Below are 21,757 nucleotides of genomic sequence, written 5' to 3'. Positions count from 1 at the left end.
AGAATATGGAATTTACAGCTTCGCAAATTGCAAGTTTTATTGACGGAAAAATAATAGGTGACGAGAATGCACTTATTACGGGAGTTTCACCAATTGAGAATGGGGAATCAGGACATCTTTCTTTTATAGCACAAGATAGATTTTCTCATTTTTTGGATAGCTCAAAATGCTCTGTTATTATCGTTTCAGAACAACTTCTGGAGAAAAATCATTATAATCCTACCTTAATTGTTGTAAAGGATGCCTATCTTTCTTTTCAGATTCTGATGAATTTATATCAGGAAATGCAGGGGAGAAAAGAAGGTATTGAGAATGGATCTTCCATTCATGATACTGCTGTTATAGGAGATAAAGCCTATATCGGGGCATTTACTTATGTTTCTGAGAAAGCTAAAATCGGGGAAGGTTCACAGATCTATCCACATGTATATATAGGAAAAGGAGTGAAAATTGGTAAAAACTGTAAAATAGACAGTGGAGCCAGAATTTACGACTACTGTATTATTGGGGATAACTGTGTCATTCATTCCAATACGGTAATTGGAGGTGACGGTTTTGGTTTCCAGCCAACCGCTGAAGGCTTCAAAAAAATACCACAGCTTGGAAATGTAATTATTGAAGACGATGTTGAAATCGGTTCAAACTGTAGTATTGACAGAGCTACAATAGGCTCTACTACTATTGGTAAAGGAACTAAAATTGATAATCTGATTCAGATTGCTCATAACGTTAAAATTGGTCAGAATAATGTGATTGCTGCACAAGCGGGAATCGCCGGTTCTACTACAATCGGTGACTGGAACCAGATCGGTGGTCAGGTAGGTATTGTAGGACATATCAAAATAGGAAATCAGGTGAAAATCCAGGCTCAGAGTGGCGTGAATTCCAGCGTTAATGACAGAGAAACATTGTACGGCTCACCGGCTATCAGTTACAATGACTATTTGAGGAGTTATGTTCATTTCAGGAACTTACCTGGAATAGTAAATAGAATAAATAATCTTGAGAATAACTCAAAAGATAATACTAATGAGTGATATGCAAAAAACACTTCAGCAAGAGGTAACTCTTTCTGGAATTGGCCTTCATACGGGTAAAGAAGTAAAACTTACCATTAAACCTGCAAAAGAAAATACAGGTTTTGTATTTGTAAGAACAGACTTGGAGGGACATCCTCAGGTAGAAGCAGATGTAAATTATGTTGTAGCAACAGAAAGAGGAACTACATTAGAAAAATTAGGGGTAAAAATTACCACATGCGAACACCTTTTAGCAGCCCTGGTTGGTTGTGATATAGACAACGCTGTTTTAGAAATGGATGCCTCTGAACCTCCTATTTTGGATGGATCTTCAAAATACTTTGTAGAAGCAATCGAAAGTGTTGGAGTAGCAGAACAAACGGTAGCAAGAGAATATCTTGTGGTAAAAGAAGTTCTTACTTACAGTGATCCGGCTACAGGTTCGGAAATCACAATTATTCCTTCAGATACTTACGAAGTAACTACCATGGTAGATTTTGGGACTAAAGTATTAGGTACTCAGAATGCTACCCTTAAAAATATTTCAGAATTTAAAGACGAAATCTCATCAGCAAGAACATTCAGCTTCCTGCATGAGTTGGAAATGCTTTTAGATCATGGTTTGATCAAAGGTGGAGATATTTCCAACGCTATTGTATATGTAGATAAAGATCTTACTCCTGAAACTACAGAAAAATTAAAGAAAGCCTTTGGAAAAGACAATGTATCGATCAGACCCAACGGTATTCTGGACAATCTTAATTTAAATTATCCTAACGAAGCTGCGAGACACAAATTACTGGATGTAATCGGTGACCTTGCTTTGGCAGGTGTAAAAATAAAAGGTAAAGTTATCGCTAACAAACCGGGACACTTTGTGAATACTCAGTTTGCGAAAAAACTAAACCGCCAGTGGAAATTGCAGAAAAAGAAAAACGTTCCGGATTTTGACCTGACAAAAGAACCCGTATTCGATATCAACGGAATTATGAAGCTTATGCCTCACAGACCTCCATTCTTATTGATTGATAAGGTTCTTGAACTTTCAGATTCTCACGTTGTAGGTCTGAAAAATGTTACGATGAATGAGCCATTCTTCGTTGGACACTTCCCTAAAGAACCTGTAATGCCTGGAGTACTTCAGGTAGAGGCATTGGCACAGACAGGAGGAATTCTTGTACTGGCCAGCGTTCCGGATCCTGAAAACTATTCTACTTATTTCATCAAAATTGATAAGGTGAAATTCAAGAGAAAAGTAATTCCGGGAGATACGCTTATATTCAAAATTGAATTGATAGAGCCTATCAGAAGAGGAATTGTTCATATGCAGGGATATGGATATGTAGGAGACACTGTAGCAGTAGAAGCAGAGCTTATGGCTCAAGTTGCAAAAAATAAAGTTGATTAAATGATTCATCAATTAGCAGCCGTAGATAAACGTGCGAAAATCAGCAAAAATGTAATCGTAGAACCTTTCACTACCATTGCAGGGGACGTAGAAATTGGAGAAGGAACATGGATTGGTCCTAATGTAACCATTATGGATGGTGCAAGAATAGGAAAAAACTGTAGGATTTTCCCGGGAACGGTAATCTCTGCGATTCCTCAGGATCTGAAATTTGATGGTGAAGATACCCAGGTGATTATCGGTGACGAAACGACAATCAGAGAATGTGTTACCGTAAACAGAGGGACAAAAGCCTTAGGGTTTACCAAAATTGGAGCTCACTGTCTTATTATGGCAACTTCGCATATTGCACATGACTGTGTTATCGGAGATCACGTTATCATTGTCAACGGTTGTGGTATTGCAGGGCACGTGGAGATTGGAGATTATACGGTAATGGGAGGTTTATCAGCAGTTCACCAGTTTGGTAAAATCGGAAAACACGTCATGATTTCCGGGGGTACTCTGGTAAGAAAAGATATTCCGCCTTATGTAAAAGTAGCAAGAGAGCCTATGTCTTATGCAGGGATCAATTCTGTTGGTTTAAGAAGAAGAGGTTTTACGAATGAAAAGATCTTTGAAATCCAGAAAATCTACAGAGCGATCTTTCAGATGAAGATGAACGTTTCTCAGGCTATTTCCCATATTGAAAAAGAAATGCTTCCAACGGCTGAAAGAGATGAAATCTTACAGTTTATTCAAAATTCACCAAGAGGTATCGTAAAAGGTTACGGAACAGGTAAAGAGAGTAACTAATGAAAAAATTATCTTTTCTTTTTGCATTGGTAATTTCCCATTTTTGCCTTTCCCAGAACCAAAGGATAACAGGAATGGAGTTCTATTACGGCTTCTCAGATTATAAAAAAGACAGCCTGGCTAAACCCAATGTTTATGCAGAAGTAAAAAGTCAGAATGAAGATTACATCAAAATGTCGCCATTCAGATTTGCAGATACTGATAAAAAGGCAAAGATGGAGAATAGAGCATGGCTGATGAAATATCAGGATAACCTGTATTTTAGCATGACCTATGCAGCGTATATCTATTCTTTTGATACATTTGCAAGAGTGAATGTAATCGGGAAGAAATATTTTTTGATCTATCTGGATGAAGTAAAAGATAAAAAAGCAATTTCATACAATAATCCTTACGGAGGAGGCTTGTTAGGGGGCGCTTTGAATGCAGGTTTAACACCTAAGTTTGCGTGGAAGGATAAAAAAGGAAATTCTTACAAGGTTCTTTTGGTTGATATTGAAAAATCAAATAATACCTCTGATAAAAGAGATGTCAGCTTTGGATTGGTAGTGGATACAAAACTCATTGTTAAACTTACAGATAATGATCCGGAGGTGATTTCAAAACTAAAAGCCAATCAGTATTACCTGGAAGATATAATTGATTTGGTGAATAAAGAGAATAATAAATAAAAAGAATATAAAATATATTAATGGCAACAAGTAACGATATCAAAAAAGGGCTATGTATCGAGTATAGCAATGATATTTATAAAGTAATTGAGTTTCTTCACGTAAAACCAGGAAAAGGACCTGCTTTCGTAAGAACAAAACTAAAGTCTGTAACCAACGGTAAAGTAATTGATAACACTTTCTCTGCGGGACACAAAATTGATGAAGTAAAAGTAATCACCAGAAAGTTCCAGTATTTGTATGATGATGAGAACGGATTCCACTTCATGAACAATGATGACTTCTCTCAGTTATACATCAATAAAGAAATGATTGAAAACTCTCAGTTTATGAAAGCTGGTGAAGAAGTAACAATCATTTTGAAAGAAGCTGATGAAACACCACTTTCTGCTGAACTTCCACAGTCGGTATATCTTGATGTTATCGAAGCTGATCCAGGGGTTAAAGGAAACACTGCAACCAATGCTCTTAAAAACGCAATCGTTGAAACAGGAGCAAGAGTAATGGTTCCTTTGTTCATTGAACCGGGAGACAGAATTAAAGTAAGCACTGAAGACGGTAGCTACTTAGAAAGAGTAAAATAATAAATAAAAATTACATAAATTCGGTTTGCATCAGCAGTCCGAATTTTGTTTTATAAGAAAATCTATTGTTATGAGATTCCATTCTCCGCAAAAGCTTAAAACGATTGCAGATTTAATAGGCTCAGCATTTGTAGGGCCGGAAGATTTTGAAGTATTGGGAACCAATGAAATTCACATGGTAAAACCTGGTGATATTGTCTTTGTAAACCATCCTAAATACTATGACAAAGCATTAAACTCTGCAGCCACTATTATTTTAATTGATAAAGAAGTAGATTGCCCGGAAGGCAAAGCACTTCTGGTTTCTGATGATCCTTTCAGAGACTTTAATAAAATCAATACTCATTTTACCCGAATATATAATTTCACAGAAGAGCTTCATGATGTTGAAATTGGAGAGGGCACAAAAGTTCACCATTCTGCAGTGATCGGAAACAATGTGAAAATTGGAAAAAACACCCTTATCTTTCCAAATGTTGTGATTGGAGACCGTACTGAAATCGGGGATAATGTTGTTATTCAGTCTAACACCGTTTTAGGAGGTGACGCATTTTATTACAGAAAACTGAATGGAAACTTTGACCGTCTGATTTCTGTAGGAAATGTTATCATTGAAAACAACGTAGAGATCGGTAATGGCTGTACAATTGACAGAGGAGTTACAGACTCTACCATCATTGGTGAAGGTTCTGTTTTAGATAACCAGATTCAAATCGGGCACGATACTGTTATCGGAAAAAAATGTCTGATTGCTTCTCAGGTAGGAATAGCAGGATGCTGTGTCATTGGAGATGAGGTGACGCTGTGGGGGCAGGTGGGAATTGCTTCCGGAAATAAAATTGAGGCAGGATCAGTGCTTTTGGGAAAAACAGGGGTGAACAGAGATCTTGAAAAAGGAACCTATATCGGGATGTTTGCAGAAGATTTCAAAACCTATCTGAAAAAAGAAGTAAAACTGAGAAAACTATGATGAAGAATTTATTAGCTCTATTTCTTTTTATATATTCAATAAGTTTCGCTCAGAAATCACAGATCGAATCAAAGGTTACATTTAGTGATAACAGAACTGTAGATGCTAAAATACCTTTTATAACTAATCTTTTTGATAGTAATCAGATTGATGAGATAACGATTAGCGACAGAAAAGTTAAGATTCTGGAAAATGGACAAACTGTTAAATATCAACCATCTGAAATTCAAAAGATTGAGTTCGTAGACCTTAAAGGAAAGCCAAGAGTTTTTATTTATTTTCCTTTAGAATCAACCAAAACTTTGGTAGAACTGGTGTATGATGGTAGAAAAATAAAATGGCTGAAAGCATACAGACGTCATGGTTATGACGGATCCACTCTTACATCAGATGTTTTATACAAAGGAGATATAAGACAACCGTTAAGTCTTTTTGTCAATAACAGGAAGAAATTGAAGGAATTAACGGCTGATAAACCCGAGCTGGAACCACTGATTGAAAATATTAATTACAACAGACTTAAGGAAGAAGATTTAATCGATCTGTTGAAAAGATATGATGAATAAAATCAGATTTAAAAAATTTTTTAACGACAAATAATCATTATTTTTGTCTGAACGTATAAGACGTATAAACTGAAAATAAATAAATTAAAACAACAATAAAATGTCAATTTTAGTAAACAAAGATTCTAAAGTAATTGTACAAGGATTTACAGGAAATGAAGGAACTTTCCACGCTGGTCAGATGATTGAATACGGAACAAACGTAGTAGGTGGTGTTACTCCAGGAAAAGGAGGTAGCGAGCACTTAGGAAAACCGGTATTTAATACTGTAGCTGACGCTGTTGAAAAAGCAGGAGCAAACGTAAGTATCATTTTCGTACCGCCGGCATTCGCAGCAGACGCTATCATGGAAGCTGCTGAAGCAGGAATTAAAGTGATTGTATGTATTACTGAAGGAATTCCTGTAGCTGATATGGTAAAAGTAAAATCTTACATCGCTGACAGAGACTGCAGATTAATCGGACCAAACTGCCCTGGAATCATTACTTCTGAAGAAGCTAAAATTGGTATTATGCCAGGTTTCGTTTTCAAAAAAGGAAAAGTAGGGATCGTTTCAAAATCAGGAACCCTTACTTACGAAGCTGCTGACCAGGTAGTAAGAGCTGGTTACGGTATTTCTACAGCAATTGGTATCGGTGGTGACCCAATCATCGGAACAACAACAAGAGAAGCATTAGAGCTATTCATCAACGATCCTGAAACTGAAGCAGTTGTAATGATTGGTGAAATCGGTGGAGGTCTTGAAGCTGAAGCTGCAAGATGGTACAAAGCAAGCGGATCTAATAAGCCGGTTGTAGGTTTCATTGCTGGACAAACAGCTCCAAAAGGAAGAACAATGGGTCACGCAGGTGCTATCGTAGGTGGTGCTGAAGATACAGCTCAGGCAAAAATGGAAATCATGAGAGAAAACGGTATCAACGTTGTAGATTCTCCAGCTGATATCGGTGCTACTGTAGCAAAAATTCTTGGATAATATAAAACCACACCATATGAAAAAACTTTTATTAGCCTCAGCTTTAACTCTTTCTGCCTTATCCTTTGCACAGGTGCAATGGAAAAGTACAAGATTTGGAGTTACAGGAGGTTTAAACTACTCCAGAGTATCTAACGCCCACAATCCTTCAGGCCCAAGATACACTTTCCAAGCTGGAGCATTAGCATTGATTCCCGTAGGAAAGGCAAACCAATTCTTTATTCAGCCTGAAGTTCTGTACTATGGTGCAGGAGAAACAGGTAAAGATAAAGATGCTAAAGGGGTAAGCGGTTATGATGCAGTATATGCTAATAACTACCTGAGTGTTCCTCTTTATTTCAAAGGATATTTCTCTGAAGCAGAATCAGAATTCTTTGGATTAATAGGACCTAGATTTAACTTCTTACTGAGCCAGAACGTAAAAGACGTTCCTGTAAGCAGACCTTATTATGACCCGGATGTTACAGATCCTAACCAGCCGTCAGGCGTAAATGGAAAGGCAAAGAGCTTTAACTGGGGACTTGGACTGGGAGTAGGATATAGCTACAAAAGACAACTTGAAGTAGCTTTAAAATATGACTTAGGTCTAGGAGATACTTATCCTGGTCTCGCTAAAGAAACCAAGGGTACTGATAAGAAAAAATCAGAACAGGTAATCGCACTTACTTTAAGCTACATATTCAAATAGAATATTTCAAAATAAAAAAATCCCGGAAACTCAGTTTCCGGGATTTTTTATTGATATGTCTTTTGGAAAATCAAAAGATAAAATTAGCGTTTTGCTATTTCGATTAATTAGCCCTTAATCCACTTCCAAAGCTCTTTTAAAGTAGCTTTATTTCCGTACATCAGAATACCTACACGATAGATTTTTCCGGCAAGGAAGATCATGAAAATAGTCGTTACCAGCAGTAATGTTATAGACAATGCAATCTGCCACGCAGGAACTCCAAATGGAATTCTGGCAATCATAGCAACTGGTGAAGTAAACGGAATGATGGACAGCCAGAAGCCTAAAGGTCCTTCCGGATTATTCATCAGTGTGAAGCTTCCATACATGCCTAATGTTAAGGGTAAAATTGCAAATAAAGTAAATTGCTGTGTTTCTGTTTCATTATCTACAGCAGAACCAATGGCTGCATAAATTGAGCTATAGAAGACATAACCTAAAAGGAAGAAAACGATGAATACAAAAATGATTAACGGGAAGTTCAGTTCCAGCAAGCTGTGAGAAATCTGGGTAGCAAGCTGTCCAATGTCCAGTTTACTTGCAATCTCTTCATTGGCCCCCGGAATATTTTTCTGAAGCGGAGAAAAACCTGTATTTAATACCAATGCTCCGATGACAGACATGGTAATCCAGATCAAAAACTGCGTCAGAGCAACCATTGTTACTCCCAGAATCTTACCCATCATCAGTTCAAAAGGTTTTACAGAAGAAATAATAATCTCTACAACACGGTTATTTTTCTCTTCAAGAACACTTCTCATTACCCTTACCCCATAAATAATGATGAACATAAAGGTAACATACATCAGAACCATACTCAATCCGGATTTAACGCCAAAAGCAAGATCAGAATCCTCTTTATTATTATCCGTTACATTAATGGTTTTTAAAGTAAAGTTTTTGTCAAGATCATTCAATTGAGTTTCCTGAATACCCAATTGCTTGATTTTTTCTTTTCTGACCACATTGCTGATATCAGATACAATTTGCTGCTTGGTGTCAAATCCTATTTTACTGTTGATGACCAGTCTTGCCTCTTTTTCAAGCGCATCAAAATTCTGATTTTTCAGCTCAGGAAGGATCAGAATGCCGTCCAGAGATTCATTTCCTTTTAAATTGTTAATCTTAGACTTTTCATCAGCTGCAGAAACAAAAACGTAGTTTAATTTATCATTAGATTTAAGATGGTTGGTAAACAGACCGCTCTTATCCACCACCTCAATAATGCTATGTGACTCATTTGCTTTAAACATTAAACCCACCACTGCTCCGAAAGCAATAATCATTACAGGAGCAAGCAGAGTCAATATAATGAAAGATTTTTTCTTAACCTGGGTAAGAAATTCTCTCTTGGTAATTAAAAAAATATTATTCATAAATTAAGAATGGTTACTGACAGCGTTAATAAACACTTCATTCATACTGGGAATTCTTTCGTCGAAAGATCTTACTTTACCTACCTGTACCAGATCAAGAAGCACATTATTTTGGCTCTCCTCATTTTTCAGATCAAAAGAAACAAGATTGTTTTCATTAGATAAATTGAAGATCTCATATTTATTTTTGAAATTTTCAAAATGATCACTGCTTACTTCAGAAAGCGTAATCCCAAAAATATTTTTCTTGAATTTTTCTCTTACGTCAAAAACCCTTCCGTCAATAATTTTCTTGGAATTATTAATCAAAGCAACATAATCACACATTTCCTCTACACTTTCCATTCTGTGGGTAGAAAGAATAATGGTTGTTCCGTTATTTTTAAGATCAATGATCTGATCTTTGATTAAGTTGGCATTCACAGGATCAAAACCCGAAAAAGGTTCATCAAGAATCAAAAGATGCGGCCTGTGAAGAACGGTAACTACAAACTGAATTTTTTGTGCCATTCCTTTAGAAAGTTCAGAAAGCTTTTTCTTCCACCATTGATCAATGTTCAGTTTTTCAAACCATTTTTTGGCTTCATTCAATGCATCACTTTTGGTCATTCCTTTCAGTTCCCCGAAATATAGAATTTGATCACCCACAGTCATGTTTTTGTACAGTCCTCTTTCTTCAGGCATATAGCCAATGTCTTTGATATGGGCAGGGTTCAGTTTTTGTCCATTAATAAGGATTTCTCCAGAGTCGGCCTGTGTAATTTGGTTAATGATACGGATAAAAGAAGTTTTTCCGGCTCCGTTGGGGCCTAAAAGGCCATAAATACTGCCTTTTGGAACATGGATGCTAAAATCATCCAGGGCGACCTTTTTTCCGGCATTATAGGTCTTTTTAATATGTTCAGCTTTTAGCATTAAATTGTTCTTTTTACTATTAGTATGAAAAAGTCCCGAAAGTTACGGAAATATTAAAACAGAATTAATGTAAAAGAAAAAATCCTGATGATTATCAGGATTTTAATTTATTGTTTCACGATTTGAGTAACTTTCTGCGTGTTGTCACTTAAAATATATCGGATCATATATTTTCCGGGTTTTAATTTTTCAATATTAATCTCACCGGAATTCATATTCACCGTATAACTAGCAACCTGCATACCCAAAATTGAATAAAAAGTCACACTTTTGATTCTTAAAGAAGAATCTTTTGCCTTAATAATAAGGAAATCCTTTGCAGGATTTGGATAGGCAAGCAATACGCCATCATCCGCCTTTTGAGTGATGGAACCCGGCTCTCTAAGCTGAGCTTTGAAATTGTTGGAAAATCCAACAAAAGTGCCTACAAATAGAAATAAAAGTAAAAGTTTTTTCATCAAATTTATAATTTCTCGAATATATATAACAAATGTAATACATTCTACAATTTCGTACAATAGTTTTTTGCAGAACTTATATTAAATTTGTAGAAACTTATTCAAAAAGTATTCCAAAATGATACATTCAAGAAATAGAAGACTTAGAGTTAATGAATCTATCAGAAGTTTGGTAAGAGAAAATGTGCTTACAACTGATGATTTTGTAATGCCGATCTTCGTAATGGAGGGCGAAAACAAGCAGGAGGCAATCCCGTCTATGCCGGGAATTTTTAGGCGGAGTATAGATTTAACAGTGAAGGAATGTAAGGAATTATTTTCTTTGGGGGTAAAAGCTGTCAATTTGTACATGAAAGTGTCAGAACACCTGAAAGACAATACAGGAAAAGAAGCATGGAACAAAGACGGATTAATGCAGAACACCATCAAAGCCATTAAAGACGCCGTTCCGGGAATGGTTGTGATGCCTGATGTAGCCTTAGATCCTTATTCAATCTATGGACACGACGGAATCATTGAAAACGGAAAAGTTTTAAATGATGCTACCAATGATGCACTGGCAAGAATGTCAGTATCTCATGCAGAAGCAGGAGCCGATCTTGTGGCACCAAGTGATATGATGGACGGAAGAGTACAGATCATTCGTGAAGCATTGGAAGAAAGCGGATTTACAGATGTAGGAATTGTAAGTTATGCAGCCAAATATGCAAGCTCTTTCTATGGACCTTTCAGAAGTGCCTTAGACAGTGCTCCGAAAGATGATATGGAAATTCCGAAAGATAAGAAAACCTATCAGATGGATTTTCACAATACCCGTGAAGCATTGAACGAGGTATTTAAAGATATCCACGAAGGAGCAGATGTGATCATGATCAAACCGGGACTTCCTTATCTGGATATCGTTTCCAAAGTACGTGAAGCGATTGACCTTCCGATTGCAGTATACAATGTAAGTGGAGAATATGCCATGGTAAAAGCTGCTGCCCAAAACGGCTGGCTGGATAATGACAAAACAATTATTGAAAGTTTGACGTGTTTCAAAAGAGCAGGAGCAGATATGATCTTTACCTACTTTGCAAAAGAAGCGGCTATCTTATTAAATAAATAATAATTAAATTCATCCCAATAAAAAAAGAGATTACCCAAACAGGCAGTCTCTTTTTTATTTATAATAGGTTGATAATAATTTCTTATAACCACCCTTTTTTTCCATAAACATAAGTGTCATCAAACTGTTTGTCACGCATAAAGAGATATAAAATACCTTCAATAAAAGGAATAATTGAAGCTGCACCAAAAGTAACGACATTCAGAACCAATTGAATGATTCCCTCTTTGGTATAACCCAGATAAAACTTATTTAAAGCCAGCCATCCCACAAGAATTCCCAATATAGCAGCAGGGATTTTCTTTTCCGAACGGTAAGGAACATTGCTTTGCTGGTTTTGTACATTTTCTGTTTTTGTGTACCCGTAATTTTCCATTTCTTATTATTTGTAATTGATTGATATATTTTATGATGAGTATATTAAAATGATAAAAAGTTACAATGGTTTGTAAATGAACAAGTTTGCATTTAAGCTAAACAAGTTTGCATTTAACCTATAAGTGAAGTTTATATTTTTGATATATTTGCCCTATGATTTTACGAGGAGAAAACTTAATCAAGGAATACGGTCCTAAAAAAGTTGTAAAAGGCGTTTCTGTACAGGTTCAACAGGGAGAAATTGTTGGTTTGCTGGGTCCGAATGGAGCCGGAAAAACCACATCGTTTTATATGATCGTAGGGTTGGTTAAGCCCACTTCAGGAAAAATTTTCCTGGATAAACAGGAGATTACCACCGATGCAATGTACCGAAGAGCTCAAAAAGGAATCGGGTATCTGGCACAGGAGGCTTCTGTTTTCAGAAAACTTTCCGTAGAGGAAAACATTATGGGAGTTTTGCAGCTGACTAAGCTTTCAAAGCGTGAGCAGCAGATCAAATGTGATGAACTGATTGAAGAATTTTCTTTACAGCATGTCCGTAAAAACAGAGGAGACCTTCTTTCCGGAGGAGAAAGACGTAGAACCGAAATTGCTCGTTGTCTTGCTACAAGCCCGAACTTTATCCTTCTGGATGAACCTTTCGCAGGGGTAGACCCAATTGCCGTAGAAGATATCCAGAAAATTGTACGAAGCCTTGTGGATAAAAACATCGGAATTTTAATTACCGACCACAACGTACAGCAGACTTTAGCCATTACCAACAAAACCTATATCATGTTTGAAGGAAAGATCCTGAAAGAAGGACTTCCGGAAGACCTGGCAAATGATCCACAGGTAAGAGAAGCGTACCTGGGTGAAAACTTTGTTTATCAGAGTATTTTGGATAAGCCTAAAAAGAAGAAATACGCTTACAATATCTGGGCAGGTAATTTTGATTCAAAAGCACAGTTTCAAGGATTTGTCAATGATAATTTCAAACAGTTTGATGACCTGAGACTGATGTATGGTTTTGAAGATATCAGTTTTGCCTCATTAGCCAACTCTGAAATTGAGCATATCTTTAATGATATTGTGGATAAGAATGCCAACAATTCATTTGTTTTCCAGAAAAAGGAAATTAACTCTCAATATTCTCTGGAACAGGCGGAAGCAGAGTCTAAAGAAGCAAGCAGAAAAGAGCTGCACTACCTTACGACTTATATGTATGAGGGATAAAATATAAAGCATTTATTTGCTGAACATGATAATAAAACGTACCTTTTTCTTTTGAAAGCGGTACGTTTTTCATTTAAAATGATTTCTATGGCTAAACCTTTTAACAGAACCGTTACTTTATTCGGAATTTATAAACAGCTTGTCCCATTCATCAGACCTTACCGATTAATGATTTACGGAACCCTGTTTCTTACTTTTCTCGGAGCTTTGGCAGCGCAGGTGAACCCAATTGTTTTGAAATATACCGTAGATGAGGTGACTAAGCTTACTCACCTTCCGCATCCCATGTCAGAGGGAATTCATATTCTTATCATCATTTCCATTATTCTACTGGGAAAGGAATTGCTGAATATCTTTATCAATTTCGGACAGAAATTTTATGGGGAAAAGATTAGAATCAACGTAAGCTCAGTATTGGCACAATCGGCGATTGATAAGATTTTAACCTACAGGGTTGCTTATTTTAATGATGAAAACCATGAGTCCGGAAAACTCCAGATCAGAATAGACCGTGGAATAGAAAGTCTGACAAGGCTGGTTCAGAATTTTTTCATTGATATCCTTCCTCTTTTTTCCAATGCAATTATTGCGCTGATCATTATGTACATGCAGAATGTGTATGTGGGACTTGTTTCAACGATTATTGTTCCTATTTATTTTTACATAAGTTCTCTGCAGGCTAAAAAATTGGGAGGAGTCCGCCGCCAGCTCAGAAATCAAAGGGAAAGAAAGACATCCGGACTTTTAAATCTGATCAATTCTATTATGGTCATTAAAAGTTTTGTCCGTGAAAAATTTGAAGGAAAAAAACAATATGATCTTCAGATGGAGTTGATGGAAAGCCAGATGATCACGAGAAGAACCAATTTTATCTATGATGGATTAAAAACTTTTATAGAACAGTTTGGAGTGGTTCTGATTATTCTTTTAACCGTTTATCTGGTGCTCGATCAGCAAATGACTATTGGTGCCATTATGCTTCATATTATGCTTTTTAACAATGTTTCAGCGCCCATTCGTCAGCTTCACAGAATTTATGATGATATGAACGATGCCATGATTTATGCCGAAGGTTATTTCGATATTCTCAATGCAGATAACGAGACGGAATCGAACGGAAACTTTGTAGAAAAACAAATCAAAGGAACTTTTGAACTGAAAAATGTAGATTTTACGTATCCCAACGGAACCAAAGCTTTACATGGTGTTTCTATGAAAATTGAAAATGGGAAAACTACGGCTTTGGTAGGATTAAGTGGTGCAGGAAAGTCTACAGTTATTAATCTTTTATGCAAATTTTATCTTCCGGATTCCGGAGAAATTCTTTTGGATGGAGTTAACCTTAATGAATACGACAATACCTTTCTGAGAAGTGACCTGGGACTGGTACTTCAGAAAAATCATATCTTTCAGGGAAGCATAGAAGATAATATCCGTTACGGAGATATGAATGCAAGTTTTGAAGAAATTCAGGAAGCCGCAAAAAAAGCTTATCTGCACGAACAGATTATGGATCTTCCCGACAAATACCTGCATGATGCCACCCAGCTTTCCGGAGGACAGCAGCAGAGAATTGCTATTGCAAGATTATTTCTTAAAAACCCTCCGATTATCTTTTTGGATGAACCCACAGCCAGCCTGGATGCTATCGCTACTGAACAGATCAAAAATTCTCTGGATGCTATAAAAGAAGGAAGAACAGTGATTATCATTTCTCATTCCCTGTCACAGATTCTGGATTCAGATACCATTTATGTGATGAAGAAAGGACAAGTGGTAGAGAACGGAACTCATGATGAACTTTACAATAAAGAAGGAACTTATCGTGAAATTTTCGATGCATCAGCAAGGAGTCTGAACCTTGATAAACTGGTGAATACTTTTAAAGAAAATTAAACAAAAAACTCAGCGGTCAGGCTGAGTTTTTACATTTCTACAGTATTGCTTAAAGCGCTTTTTCAGGAACCTGATAAGTACCTACATCAGCTCCGAAAGCAATATTAATTCTGTTATAACTGTTGATGGCAATAACAGCCATGGTTAAATCTACCATTTCAGTTTCAGAAAAATGATGACTTACCTTTGAATAAATCTCATCATTCACTTCTTTACCGTTCAAAGCAGTTAAAGTCTCCGCCCATAAAAACCCTGCCTTTTCTTTATCGGTGTAAAATGAGCATTCTCTCCAGGCGCTTACCAGAAATATTCTCTGCTCAGATTCCCCTTTCGCTCTTAATTCTTTGGAATGCATATCCAGACAAAAAGCACAGCCATTCATTTGTGAAACTCTGAAATACATCAGTTCCAGAAATGAATTGTCCAGTGAAGAATGCTGTACCTGAGATCCCATGTTGTGAAGTGCATTTACAGCCTTGTTTCCGATGGCAAATGCGTTGATTCTTTGTGACATAATATTTGTTTTTGTGATTAATTATGTGACAAATGTAGCGTGGAATTTCCCTGAATTTTTTTACAAATGATAAATTTTAAAAGGAAAGATTTTAGAAGATGGATGCTAGATGCTAGAAGTTAGATGCTAGAAGTTACTATTAGGTAGATGATATATACTCAGTCTGCAATAGCTTCCCTCTTCAAGCTTCCATCACCCATTCCCCTAAAGTTTCTGTGCTCTGATTCTGCTCAGAGAAACCTGAGTGATGCCAATATAATCAGCAAGATCCCCAAGACTGATGCGTTGAATAAGATCAGGTCTTTGTTTCAGAAAATTATGATACCGTTTTTTTCCATCATCTTCCAGCATTTCACTGATCCTTCCCATCATATTCACCGGAGCTTTTGAATACAGCTTACTGAAAAGTGTTTCTGCCGTGTGATATTTTTTGCATAATCCTTCAACAACATCTCTGTGTACCCGAAGAACTTCTGTAGGTTCCAGGGCAACAATCATATATTTTGATGGATTTCCGGTAAGAAAACCACTCAATTCTGCAAAAAAAGCATTTTCAGCAAAAAATGTCATGATAAAATCTTTATCTCCATTGTCAAAAAACAGTTTTACAAGCCCTTTTTCAATGAAATAAAAATACCTGCAGGTTTCATCGGCTTTTAACAGAAAATCTCCTTTTCTGTAAGTTTTGGATTCCAGATTGGAAACAAGTCCGTCTATCACTGCCTGTTCTGGTTTTAAGATTTTTTCAATAGATTGAACGAAATGAGTGTGAAGCATAAATAGGAAACTGTTTTGTGAAAATAAAATTAATAAAAAAAGCGGTCCTATTTATAAGCCATACTTCGAAAAAGAATTTTTAGCTTTGTTATAATGAACGACCACTATCTTAAAAAACTCGATCGGGTAACGGCCATCCTTACCCAGCTGCAGTCTAAGCCTATTGTGAGGGCTCAGGATCTGGCTGAAAAATTCGATGTCAGTATCAGAACCATTTATCGTGATGTGAAAACGCTGGAAAATGCTGGGATTCCCATTGTGGGAGAAGCGGGTAACGGATATTCATTAATGGACGGCTATAAACTTCCTCCGATCATGTTTACCAAAGAAGAGGTGTTAAGTTTCATTACCGCGGAAAAACTGATGCAGAAATTTTCCCACCAAAGCTTAGGAAATCATTATCAGGCTGCCATGGAAAAAGTGCGTTCAGTGCTGAAATATTCGGATAAAAATCTGATTAAAAATATTGAAAAACAGATTGATGTTTTCAGCTTTCATACAGATTCCGGGGACTCACTGAAAAATGTGATTCCTATTATTCTCGAAAGTATTGCAGAGAAAAGCCAGTTGAATATAAAATATCAGACGGTAGACGGGAGAGTGAATAACAGAACGATTGAAACAGTGGGGATGTTTTTTGAGTTTAATTTTTGGTACATCATGGCATTCTGTATGTTGAGAAAAGATTTCAGACAGTTTCGTATTGACAGGATTCTGGAAATTTCAAAAACACCGAATCCTTTTGTACAGGAATACGGACAGGTGAATGATTATCGCAAAAAATCAAATGGAAATAAAGTCAAAGCTAAACTTCTGGTTGATAAAAAGATCATGAATCACCTGGTAAATTCTAAAAAATATTATGGACTGATAGAAGAAGTAGAAACCGAAAATGGAGTAGAACTGACTTTTGAAACAGAATGGATTAATGACGGGTTTCCCCGCTGGCTCATCACTTTTGCAGACTATGCCACTGTTCTGGAACCCGAAAGCCTTCGCACACGATTGAAAGAACTGCTTCTGAAAATGACAGAAAGACATCAATAAAACCCCAACAGAATACCTGTTGAGGTTTAAAGACTTAATTGAGGCAAATAAATGAAATGGTTAATAAGCGAAGAGCAAAATTACAAAAGAGCAGTGGTGTTGAGTCGCAAAAAAATGATATAAGTTGTAGATGAATTGAAGAAAAATCACTGTTGAAAAGATGACATTGCAGAGGTGATTTTTTTCAGGATTTTCTGCCTTTTTGCGATTTTACCCTTCCGTTTTTATTAAAATCTTTCCCAGAAGAAAGGAGGTTCAATTCCCAAAGCTCTCAGATACACATATCCTTGTCCACGGTGGTGAACCTCATTATCTACAAAATAAAGAATGTTTTGATATACCGGAAACTCATACTCTCCAAATAAATTGAAAGTTTCCTGGAAACGATCCTCAGAAATCATACTGAAATAATGATTAATCACTTCTGTTTCTTCATCCCACTTCTTTAAGATTTCTTCTTTTGTTTTCGGATTGAAAGCTTCTTCGTTGTAAGCTTCTGTAGTCCCTTCCACAATTCCTTTTAAAGCAGGTCCGGCAATTCCGATCAGTTCTACTGCAAGCTTTGAAAATGGTCTCATTCCGCCTACTGAAAATTCAAATAGTTCTTTCTCAGGAAAAGATTCAATGACTCTTCTCGTCAGATTTCTGTGTCCCTGCCAATCGTTTAATAATTGTTCAGAAGTCATGAATTGTTTTGTGGCTGTGGCTGTAGTTGTCATAATTTATTTGTTTTGTTTGTTGTTGATACAAAGGTAAGAGAGGGTTATGACAACAGTTTGTCAGTAGGATTTTTGATATTGAAAAAATATTTTTTTAATCTTCAAATATTGGCTCTAATTTTGCGTTAGAAGAGTAGTGTATTACTAAAAAAAATCGCAATTAAAAGAATTATGAAGAAGTATATTTTGCCTGTTGTCACTGCTTTTTTAGTAGTATCATGCAATAAGATAGAGGAAAAAATTGACCAGACTGTTCAAAAAACTACCGAAACCGTGCGGCAAAAAACACAGGAAGTGGTGGAAGAGACGGTAAAGAAAACAGTCAATGAATCTATAAATTCTTTAACCAATTCCGAAGACGTTAAGTTTAATACTGTTTTTCCTGGTACAGGAGCTTCTATAGTTTCTGAAGAAAAGGGTAAGAAAATTACAATTCCGGGAAGACCTCAGGGGTATATTTTAAAATATAAAGCCGATATCGCTGTGCTACTGCCATTTTTGGAAGGCCAGCCAACATCTGATGAAAATAAATCTGATAAAACTGCCCGTAAGATTGATGGACAGAATATCATAGATAAAATAAGTTTCCTATCGAAATTCCTTCCTGACAATACAATTGATACCAGTATTCTGGAGGATATTAAATCCGATAAAAACATTCAGTATTATAAGCTGAAAAGATTTCCCAACAGTAGTACAATCATCTACAACCCAAAAAATCAGACCATCATACAATACGTAGAGGTAAATAAATAATTTGGATATGGCCGGTTTCTCCCGGCCATTTTTTATTGCCACTCATTGCGAGCCATAGGCGAAGCAATATCAACCCGTTGAAAACTACTCATCAGAGCGAATGAAATTATGTTTATTTCCGATGTTGAGTAATTAATTTTTTTATACAAATACGATGTTATTGATTTATTTTTTTTCATGTTATTAATAAATTACTTTATGTTTTGTGAACTAATTGTGATTTTTGTGAAATGGTATAGTTTTCGTTAATATGTAATTGAATTATTATTATATGTTTTGTTTTTGTATTTAATATTAATTTTTTCATTAGATTTATTAAATAATTAACAATTGACATGAAAAATAATTTATTTAATGGAAAAATCTATGCATTAGTATTAAGCGGAGCAGGTGCTATGGGATATGCTCAGGACAGCATAAAACAAAATAAAATAGATGAAGTGGTAGTTACCACAGGTAGAACCAAGCCCAGAACCATCATTACCTCTGCAATTCCTATTGACAATATTTCGGCAGTACAGTTAAAATCCACGGGGCAGGTTACTTTTGATAAAGCTTTGACGTATGCTGTACCCTCTTTTAATTCATCACAGCAAACTGTTTCTGATGCAACGGCTCACTTTGATCCTGCAGATTTAAGAGGATTAGGACCTTCCAGAACATTGGTTTTGGTGAACGGTAAAAGAAAAAATCAAAGTGCTTTAATTTATGTAAATGATACACCGGGAAAAGGTGAAGTAGGTACAGATCTGAAAAGTATTCCTTCAGCAGCCTTACAAAATGTAGAAGTATTGAGAGATGGAGCATCTGCACAGTACGGCTCGGATGCTATTGCAGGAGTAATTAATATAATTCTTAAAAACAGTGTGGGAAAAAGCACGGTCAATCTTTTTTCAGGTATTACTTCAAAAGGAGACGGTTTTAATATCGGAGCAGATTTTAATACGGGAATCAGAGTAGCAAAAACCGGAAGTCTGAATCTTACCTTCGGATTTTCCTCTCAAAATAAAACGAACCGCGCAGGCTCTGTTACAAAAGACGAACTTTTTGGTGTAGATAATGCCTGGACACAAGCTAATCCTGGTCTGGGAATGATTATAGGGCAGCCGGAGACGAAAGTGGGGAATATGTTTGTCAATTTTGAGTTGCCAACAGGTGAAACAGGTAAATTTTATGCTTTTGGGGGTACCACTTACAGAAGTGGGACCAGTTTTGCTTTGTACAGAACTCCCTATTGGGTAACTTCAGATTTTGGTTTATTAACTCCACAAGGACAACCTTACAATGGATTTCAACCGCAATTTAAAACAGATGTTTACGATTATAATTTAACCTCCGGATGGAAAGGAATGTTTGGAAAATGGAGTTTTGATGGGAGTGCAACCTTTGGTTCTAATGCCGTAGATTATGCTGTAGGAAACACTATTAATACATCTTTGGGTGCAAATTCACCAACCTATTTTAAAGCAGGTGGCCACCAGTTCAGTAATATTATTGGAAACGTAGATATCAGCAGGGATTTTGGGGCCCTTGTTTTAGGAGCCGGAGCTGAAGTACGTAATGAAAATTATCAGGCAAGGGCAGGAGAGGAAGTGTCTTATATAGGAAGTGGAGCAGAATCATTTCCGGGACTGCAGCCTCAAAATGAAGTTAACAAAAATCGTCAGAATATCGGAGCTTACATGAATGCTGAATGGGATGTTACGAAAAACCTGTTAATTGGAGGAACGGTGAGGTATGAAAATTTCAGTGATTTCGGAAATAATGTTTCATGGAAAGCAAATGCAAGATATAAATTACTGGATGATAAATTGGTTTTCCGTGGGTCGGTTTCTACAGGATTCCGTGCGCCTTCATTACACCAGATTTATTACTCTAATGTTCAAACCAAAATTACAGGAAATACGGTAGCTAATCAGGGTACTTTTAATAATGACTCTCAAATTATAAGATCTGATCTTGGGGTACCCAAATTAAATGCTGAAAAAGCCTTTAATATTACGGGAGGATTTGCCGTAAAGCCTTTTAAAAACCTTACTATTACAGCAGATTATTACAGAATAAAAATTAAAGACAGGGTACTTTTCTCAGGAGATATTGGGTACAAAACCGGTGCTCCGGGAAGTCCGGATCTGACAAATCCTGTGGAAGTCATATTAAACAATAACAAAATAACCTCCCTGAAGTTTTTTACCAATGCTGTCAATACAGTGACTGAAGGGGTTGATTTTGTAGCTAATTATTATACTTCTGCTATTGGCAAAGGAAAATTGGGAATTATTGCTGCTTTCAATTATAACGAAACTAAGATAGTAGATAATATTGCTGTTCCGCCTATTTTGGCTGAAAACGGCTATTCAGAAAACTTTTTTGATAGAAAAGAACAATCCAGAATTATCTCTGCAAGACCAAAAACAAAAACTATTCTTAGCCTTTCGTATGATATTTCAAAGTTTAATTTTAACCTTAATAATACGTATTTTGGATCGGTTACATGGCAGCACGCTACTGATCCTGCCAAAGATCAGACATTTTCCGGTAAGGTAATTACAGACATCGTTTTAACCTATAAAATCACGAATGATCTTAAAGTTTCCGGAGTTGTCAATAACTTATTTAATATTTATCCGGATATAATAGACAGCAAAGGAGATGTAGTCACAGATCTTGGAGGAAGGTTCAAATACCCTTGGGAGGTCAATCAGTTTGGATTTAACGGAACAATTTTTCAGCTCAATGTCAATTATACTTTTTAACTCATCAATAAGGAATTGAAATTTGCTTGTCATGCTTAACAATGAGAAAGCAATTTCAAAAGATATACAAACATCTATGTGAAAATTGCCTGGTATTAATTAATGTCAGGCAATTTTTTTTCAGAT

21 protein-coding genes and 1 pseudogene are annotated in these 21,757 nt (G+C 36.3%); 15 read left to right on the top strand and 7 right to left on the bottom strand.

Annotation, left to right across the window (positions count from 1 at the left end):
- Window positions 1–5 precede the first annotated feature (5 nt).
- The 9 genes from lpxD (at window position 6) to ACWPWS_RS16010 (ending at window position 7,674) form a co-directional block, all read left to right on the top strand.
- Window positions 6–1,037 (top strand): UDP-3-O-(3-hydroxymyristoyl)glucosamine N-acyltransferase, encoded by a 1,032-nt coding sequence (lpxD, locus tag ACWPWS_RS16050; RefSeq protein WP_454047188.1) that lies wholly within the window; start codon window positions 6–8, stop codon window positions 1,035–1,037.
- Complete coding sequence (locus tag ACWPWS_RS16045) at window positions 1,030–2,427, top strand: bifunctional UDP-3-O-[3-hydroxymyristoyl] N-acetylglucosamine deacetylase/3-hydroxyacyl-ACP dehydratase (protein ID WP_105681218.1); 1,398 nt, start codon at window positions 1,030–1,032, stop codon at window positions 2,425–2,427. The genes lpxD and ACWPWS_RS16045 overlap by 8 nt, the downstream gene beginning before the upstream one ends.
- Window positions 2,428–3,222, top strand: coding sequence for an acyl-ACP--UDP-N-acetylglucosamine O-acyltransferase (gene lpxA, locus ACWPWS_RS16040; RefSeq protein ID WP_209787773.1), 795 nt, complete (start codon window positions 2,428–2,430; stop codon window positions 3,220–3,222).
- Window positions 3,222–3,893: a hypothetical protein gene (locus tag ACWPWS_RS16035; protein ID WP_209787776.1), complete on the top strand. Its 672-nt coding sequence runs from the start codon at window positions 3,222–3,224 to the stop codon at window positions 3,891–3,893. Before lpxA ends, ACWPWS_RS16035 begins: the two co-directional genes overlap by 1 nt.
- A 20-nt stretch (window positions 3,894–3,913) precedes the next feature.
- Window positions 3,914–4,477 carry an elongation factor P gene (efp, locus tag ACWPWS_RS16030; protein WP_209787779.1) on the top strand — a complete coding sequence of 188 codons (564 nt, stop codon included), beginning with the start codon at window positions 3,914–3,916 and terminating at the stop codon, window positions 4,475–4,477.
- A gap of 70 nt (window positions 4,478–4,547) precedes the next feature.
- Window positions 4,548–5,447 (top strand): UDP-3-O-(3-hydroxymyristoyl)glucosamine N-acyltransferase, encoded by a 900-nt coding sequence (locus tag ACWPWS_RS16025; RefSeq protein WP_209787781.1) that lies wholly within the window; start codon window positions 4,548–4,550, stop codon window positions 5,445–5,447.
- Complete coding sequence (locus tag ACWPWS_RS16020; protein ID WP_454047187.1) at window positions 5,444–6,013, top strand: hypothetical protein; 570 nt, start codon at window positions 5,444–5,446, stop codon at window positions 6,011–6,013. The genes ACWPWS_RS16025 and ACWPWS_RS16020 overlap by 4 nt, the downstream gene beginning before the upstream one ends.
- Before the next feature lie 100 nt (window positions 6,014–6,113).
- Window positions 6,114–6,986, top strand: a complete 873-nt coding sequence (gene sucD / locus ACWPWS_RS16015) for a succinate--CoA ligase subunit alpha (RefSeq protein WP_047378735.1) — start codon at window positions 6,114–6,116, stop codon at window positions 6,984–6,986.
- Between the two features lie 16 nt (window positions 6,987–7,002).
- The gene (locus ACWPWS_RS16010; protein WP_105681212.1) at window positions 7,003–7,674 is read left to right on the top strand and encodes a porin family protein; all 672 of its coding nucleotides are present in this window, start codon (window positions 7,003–7,005) and stop codon (window positions 7,672–7,674) included.
- Between the two features lie 107 nt (window positions 7,675–7,781).
- Here the strand turns inward: ACWPWS_RS16010 and ACWPWS_RS16005 are convergent, their stop codons facing one another.
- The 3 genes from ACWPWS_RS16005 to ACWPWS_RS15995 form a co-directional block, all read right to left on the bottom strand.
- Entirely contained in the window at window positions 7,782–9,092 is a 1,311-nt protein-coding gene (locus ACWPWS_RS16005) for an ABC transporter permease (protein WP_105681211.1), read from the bottom strand.
- Window positions 9,093–9,095: 3 nt separating this feature from the next.
- Complete coding sequence (locus ACWPWS_RS16000) at window positions 9,096–10,007, bottom strand: ABC transporter ATP-binding protein (RefSeq protein ID WP_209787789.1); 912 nt, start codon at window positions 10,005–10,007, stop codon at window positions 9,096–9,098.
- Window positions 10,008–10,114: 107 nt separating this feature from the next.
- Window positions 10,115–10,465 carry a T9SS type A sorting domain-containing protein gene (locus ACWPWS_RS15995; protein ID WP_034699180.1) on the bottom strand — a complete coding sequence of 117 codons (351 nt, stop codon included), beginning with the start codon at window positions 10,463–10,465 and terminating at the stop codon, window positions 10,115–10,117.
- Window positions 10,466–10,583: 118 nt separating this feature from the next.
- On the opposite strand from ACWPWS_RS15995, the gene hemB reads away from it, so the two are divergent.
- A complete protein-coding gene (gene hemB, locus ACWPWS_RS15990) occupies window positions 10,584–11,573 on the top strand; it encodes a porphobilinogen synthase (RefSeq protein ID WP_079242899.1) in 990 nt (329 codons plus the stop codon).
- An 82-nt stretch (window positions 11,574–11,655) separates the two neighbouring features.
- On the opposite strand, the gene ACWPWS_RS15985 is transcribed toward hemB, so the two are convergent.
- Window positions 11,656–11,949 carry a TM2 domain-containing protein gene (locus ACWPWS_RS15985; protein WP_454047186.1) on the bottom strand — a complete coding sequence of 98 codons (294 nt, stop codon included), beginning with the start codon at window positions 11,947–11,949 and terminating at the stop codon, window positions 11,656–11,658.
- Window positions 11,950–12,104: 155 nt separating this feature from the next.
- Between ACWPWS_RS15985 and lptB the strand changes: the two are divergent.
- Both lptB and ACWPWS_RS15975 read left to right on the top strand, forming a co-directional pair.
- Window positions 12,105–12,830 (top strand): annotated as a pseudogene (gene lptB / locus ACWPWS_RS15980) (LPS export ABC transporter ATP-binding protein); the annotation flags it as partial.
- Window positions 12,831–13,334: 504 nt separating this feature from the next.
- Complete coding sequence (locus tag ACWPWS_RS15975; RefSeq protein WP_454048197.1) at window positions 13,335–15,062, top strand: ABC transporter ATP-binding protein; 1,728 nt, start codon at window positions 13,335–13,337, stop codon at window positions 15,060–15,062.
- A gap of 49 nt (window positions 15,063–15,111) precedes the next feature.
- On the opposite strand, the gene ACWPWS_RS15970 is transcribed toward ACWPWS_RS15975, so the two are convergent.
- Window positions 15,112–15,576 carry a carboxymuconolactone decarboxylase family protein gene (locus tag ACWPWS_RS15970; protein WP_454047185.1) on the bottom strand — a complete coding sequence of 155 codons (465 nt, stop codon included), beginning with the start codon at window positions 15,574–15,576 and terminating at the stop codon, window positions 15,112–15,114.
- Window positions 15,577–15,780: 204 nt separating this feature from the next.
- A complete protein-coding gene (locus tag ACWPWS_RS15965; protein ID WP_209787801.1) occupies window positions 15,781–16,353 on the bottom strand; it encodes a Crp/Fnr family transcriptional regulator in 573 nt (190 codons plus the stop codon).
- A gap of 93 nt (window positions 16,354–16,446) precedes the next feature.
- Here ACWPWS_RS15965 and ACWPWS_RS15960 point away from each other — a divergent pair, with 93 nt between their 5' ends.
- On the top strand, window positions 16,447–17,400 hold the full coding sequence (locus tag ACWPWS_RS15960) for a helix-turn-helix transcriptional regulator (RefSeq protein WP_105681205.1): 954 nt from the start codon (window positions 16,447–16,449) through the stop codon (window positions 17,398–17,400).
- 227 nt (window positions 17,401–17,627) lie between these two features.
- On the opposite strand, the gene ACWPWS_RS15955 is transcribed toward ACWPWS_RS15960, so the two are convergent.
- Window positions 17,628–18,119, bottom strand: coding sequence for a DinB family protein (locus ACWPWS_RS15955; RefSeq protein WP_454047184.1), 492 nt, complete (start codon window positions 18,117–18,119; stop codon window positions 17,628–17,630).
- Between the two features lie 171 nt (window positions 18,120–18,290).
- Between ACWPWS_RS15955 and ACWPWS_RS15950 the strand changes: the two genes are divergently transcribed.
- Together ACWPWS_RS15950 and ACWPWS_RS15945 are read left to right on the top strand one after the other, a co-directional pair.
- Window positions 18,291–18,875 carry a hypothetical protein gene (locus ACWPWS_RS15950; protein WP_454047183.1) on the top strand — a complete coding sequence of 195 codons (585 nt, stop codon included), beginning with the start codon at window positions 18,291–18,293 and terminating at the stop codon, window positions 18,873–18,875.
- A 335-nt stretch (window positions 18,876–19,210) separates the two neighbouring features.
- Entirely contained in the window at window positions 19,211–21,631 is a 2,421-nt protein-coding gene (locus ACWPWS_RS15945) for a TonB-dependent receptor plug domain-containing protein (RefSeq protein WP_454047182.1), read from the top strand.
- Window positions 21,632–21,757: the final 126 nt, after the last annotated feature.

This window comes from Chryseobacterium sp. Marseille-Q8038 (assembly GCF_965111995.1).
The sequence above is the reverse complement of the archived record's forward strand: the minus strand, read 5'-3'. Positions and strand labels throughout refer to the sequence as shown.

Excerpts from the sequence above, each read along its gene's own strand:
- ACWPWS_RS16025 (WP_209787781.1), top strand. The coding sequence starts at position 4,548 with ATGAGATTCCATTCTCCGCAAAAGCTTAAAACGATTGCAGATTTAATA.
- ACWPWS_RS15965 (WP_209787801.1), bottom strand. The coding sequence starts at position 16,353 with ATGCTTCACACTCATTTCGTTCAATCTATTGAAAAAATCTTAAAACCA.
- ACWPWS_RS15975 (WP_454048197.1), top strand. The coding sequence starts at position 13,335 with ATGATTTACGGAACCCTGTTTCTTACTTTTCTCGGAGCTTTGGCAGCG.
- ACWPWS_RS15950 (WP_454047183.1), top strand. The coding sequence starts at position 18,291 with ATGAAGAAGTATATTTTGCCTGTTGTCACTGCTTTTTTAGTAGTATCA.
- ACWPWS_RS15955 (WP_454047184.1), bottom strand. The coding sequence starts at position 18,119 with ATGACAACTACAGCCACAGCCACAAAACAATTCATGACTTCTGAACAA.
- efp (WP_209787779.1), top strand. The coding sequence starts at position 3,914 with ATGGCAACAAGTAACGATATCAAAAAAGGGCTATGTATCGAGTATAGC.
- ACWPWS_RS15985 (WP_454047186.1), bottom strand. The coding sequence starts at position 11,949 with ATGGAAAATTACGGGTACACAAAAACAGAAAATGTACAAAACCAGCAA.
- ACWPWS_RS16000 (WP_209787789.1), bottom strand. The coding sequence starts at position 10,007 with ATGCTAAAAGCTGAACATATTAAAAAGACCTATAATGCCGGAAAAAAG.
- ACWPWS_RS16045 (WP_105681218.1), top strand. The coding sequence starts at position 1,030 with ATGAGTGATATGCAAAAAACACTTCAGCAAGAGGTAACTCTTTCTGGA.
- ACWPWS_RS16005 (WP_105681211.1), bottom strand. The coding sequence starts at position 9,092 with ATGAATAATATTTTTTTAATTACCAAGAGAGAATTTCTTACCCAGGTT.
- ACWPWS_RS15960 (WP_105681205.1), top strand. The coding sequence starts at position 16,447 with ATGAACGACCACTATCTTAAAAAACTCGATCGGGTAACGGCCATCCTT.
- hemB (WP_079242899.1), top strand. The coding sequence starts at position 10,584 with ATGATACATTCAAGAAATAGAAGACTTAGAGTTAATGAATCTATCAGA.
- ACWPWS_RS15995 (WP_034699180.1), bottom strand. The coding sequence starts at position 10,465 with ATGAAAAAACTTTTACTTTTATTTCTATTTGTAGGCACTTTTGTTGGA.
- ACWPWS_RS16035 (WP_209787776.1), top strand. The coding sequence starts at position 3,222 with ATGAAAAAATTATCTTTTCTTTTTGCATTGGTAATTTCCCATTTTTGC.
- lpxA (WP_209787773.1), top strand. The coding sequence starts at position 2,428 with ATGATTCATCAATTAGCAGCCGTAGATAAACGTGCGAAAATCAGCAAA.
- lpxD (WP_454047188.1), top strand. The coding sequence starts at position 6 with ATGGAATTTACAGCTTCGCAAATTGCAAGTTTTATTGACGGAAAAATA.
- ACWPWS_RS15945 (WP_454047182.1), top strand. The coding sequence starts at position 19,211 with ATGAAAAATAATTTATTTAATGGAAAAATCTATGCATTAGTATTAAGC.
- ACWPWS_RS16010 (WP_105681212.1), top strand. The coding sequence starts at position 7,003 with ATGAAAAAACTTTTATTAGCCTCAGCTTTAACTCTTTCTGCCTTATCC.
- ACWPWS_RS15970 (WP_454047185.1), bottom strand. The coding sequence starts at position 15,576 with ATGTCACAAAGAATCAACGCATTTGCCATCGGAAACAAGGCTGTAAAT.
- ACWPWS_RS16020 (WP_454047187.1), top strand. The coding sequence starts at position 5,444 with ATGATGAAGAATTTATTAGCTCTATTTCTTTTTATATATTCAATAAGT.
- sucD (WP_047378735.1), top strand. The coding sequence starts at position 6,114 with ATGTCAATTTTAGTAAACAAAGATTCTAAAGTAATTGTACAAGGATTT.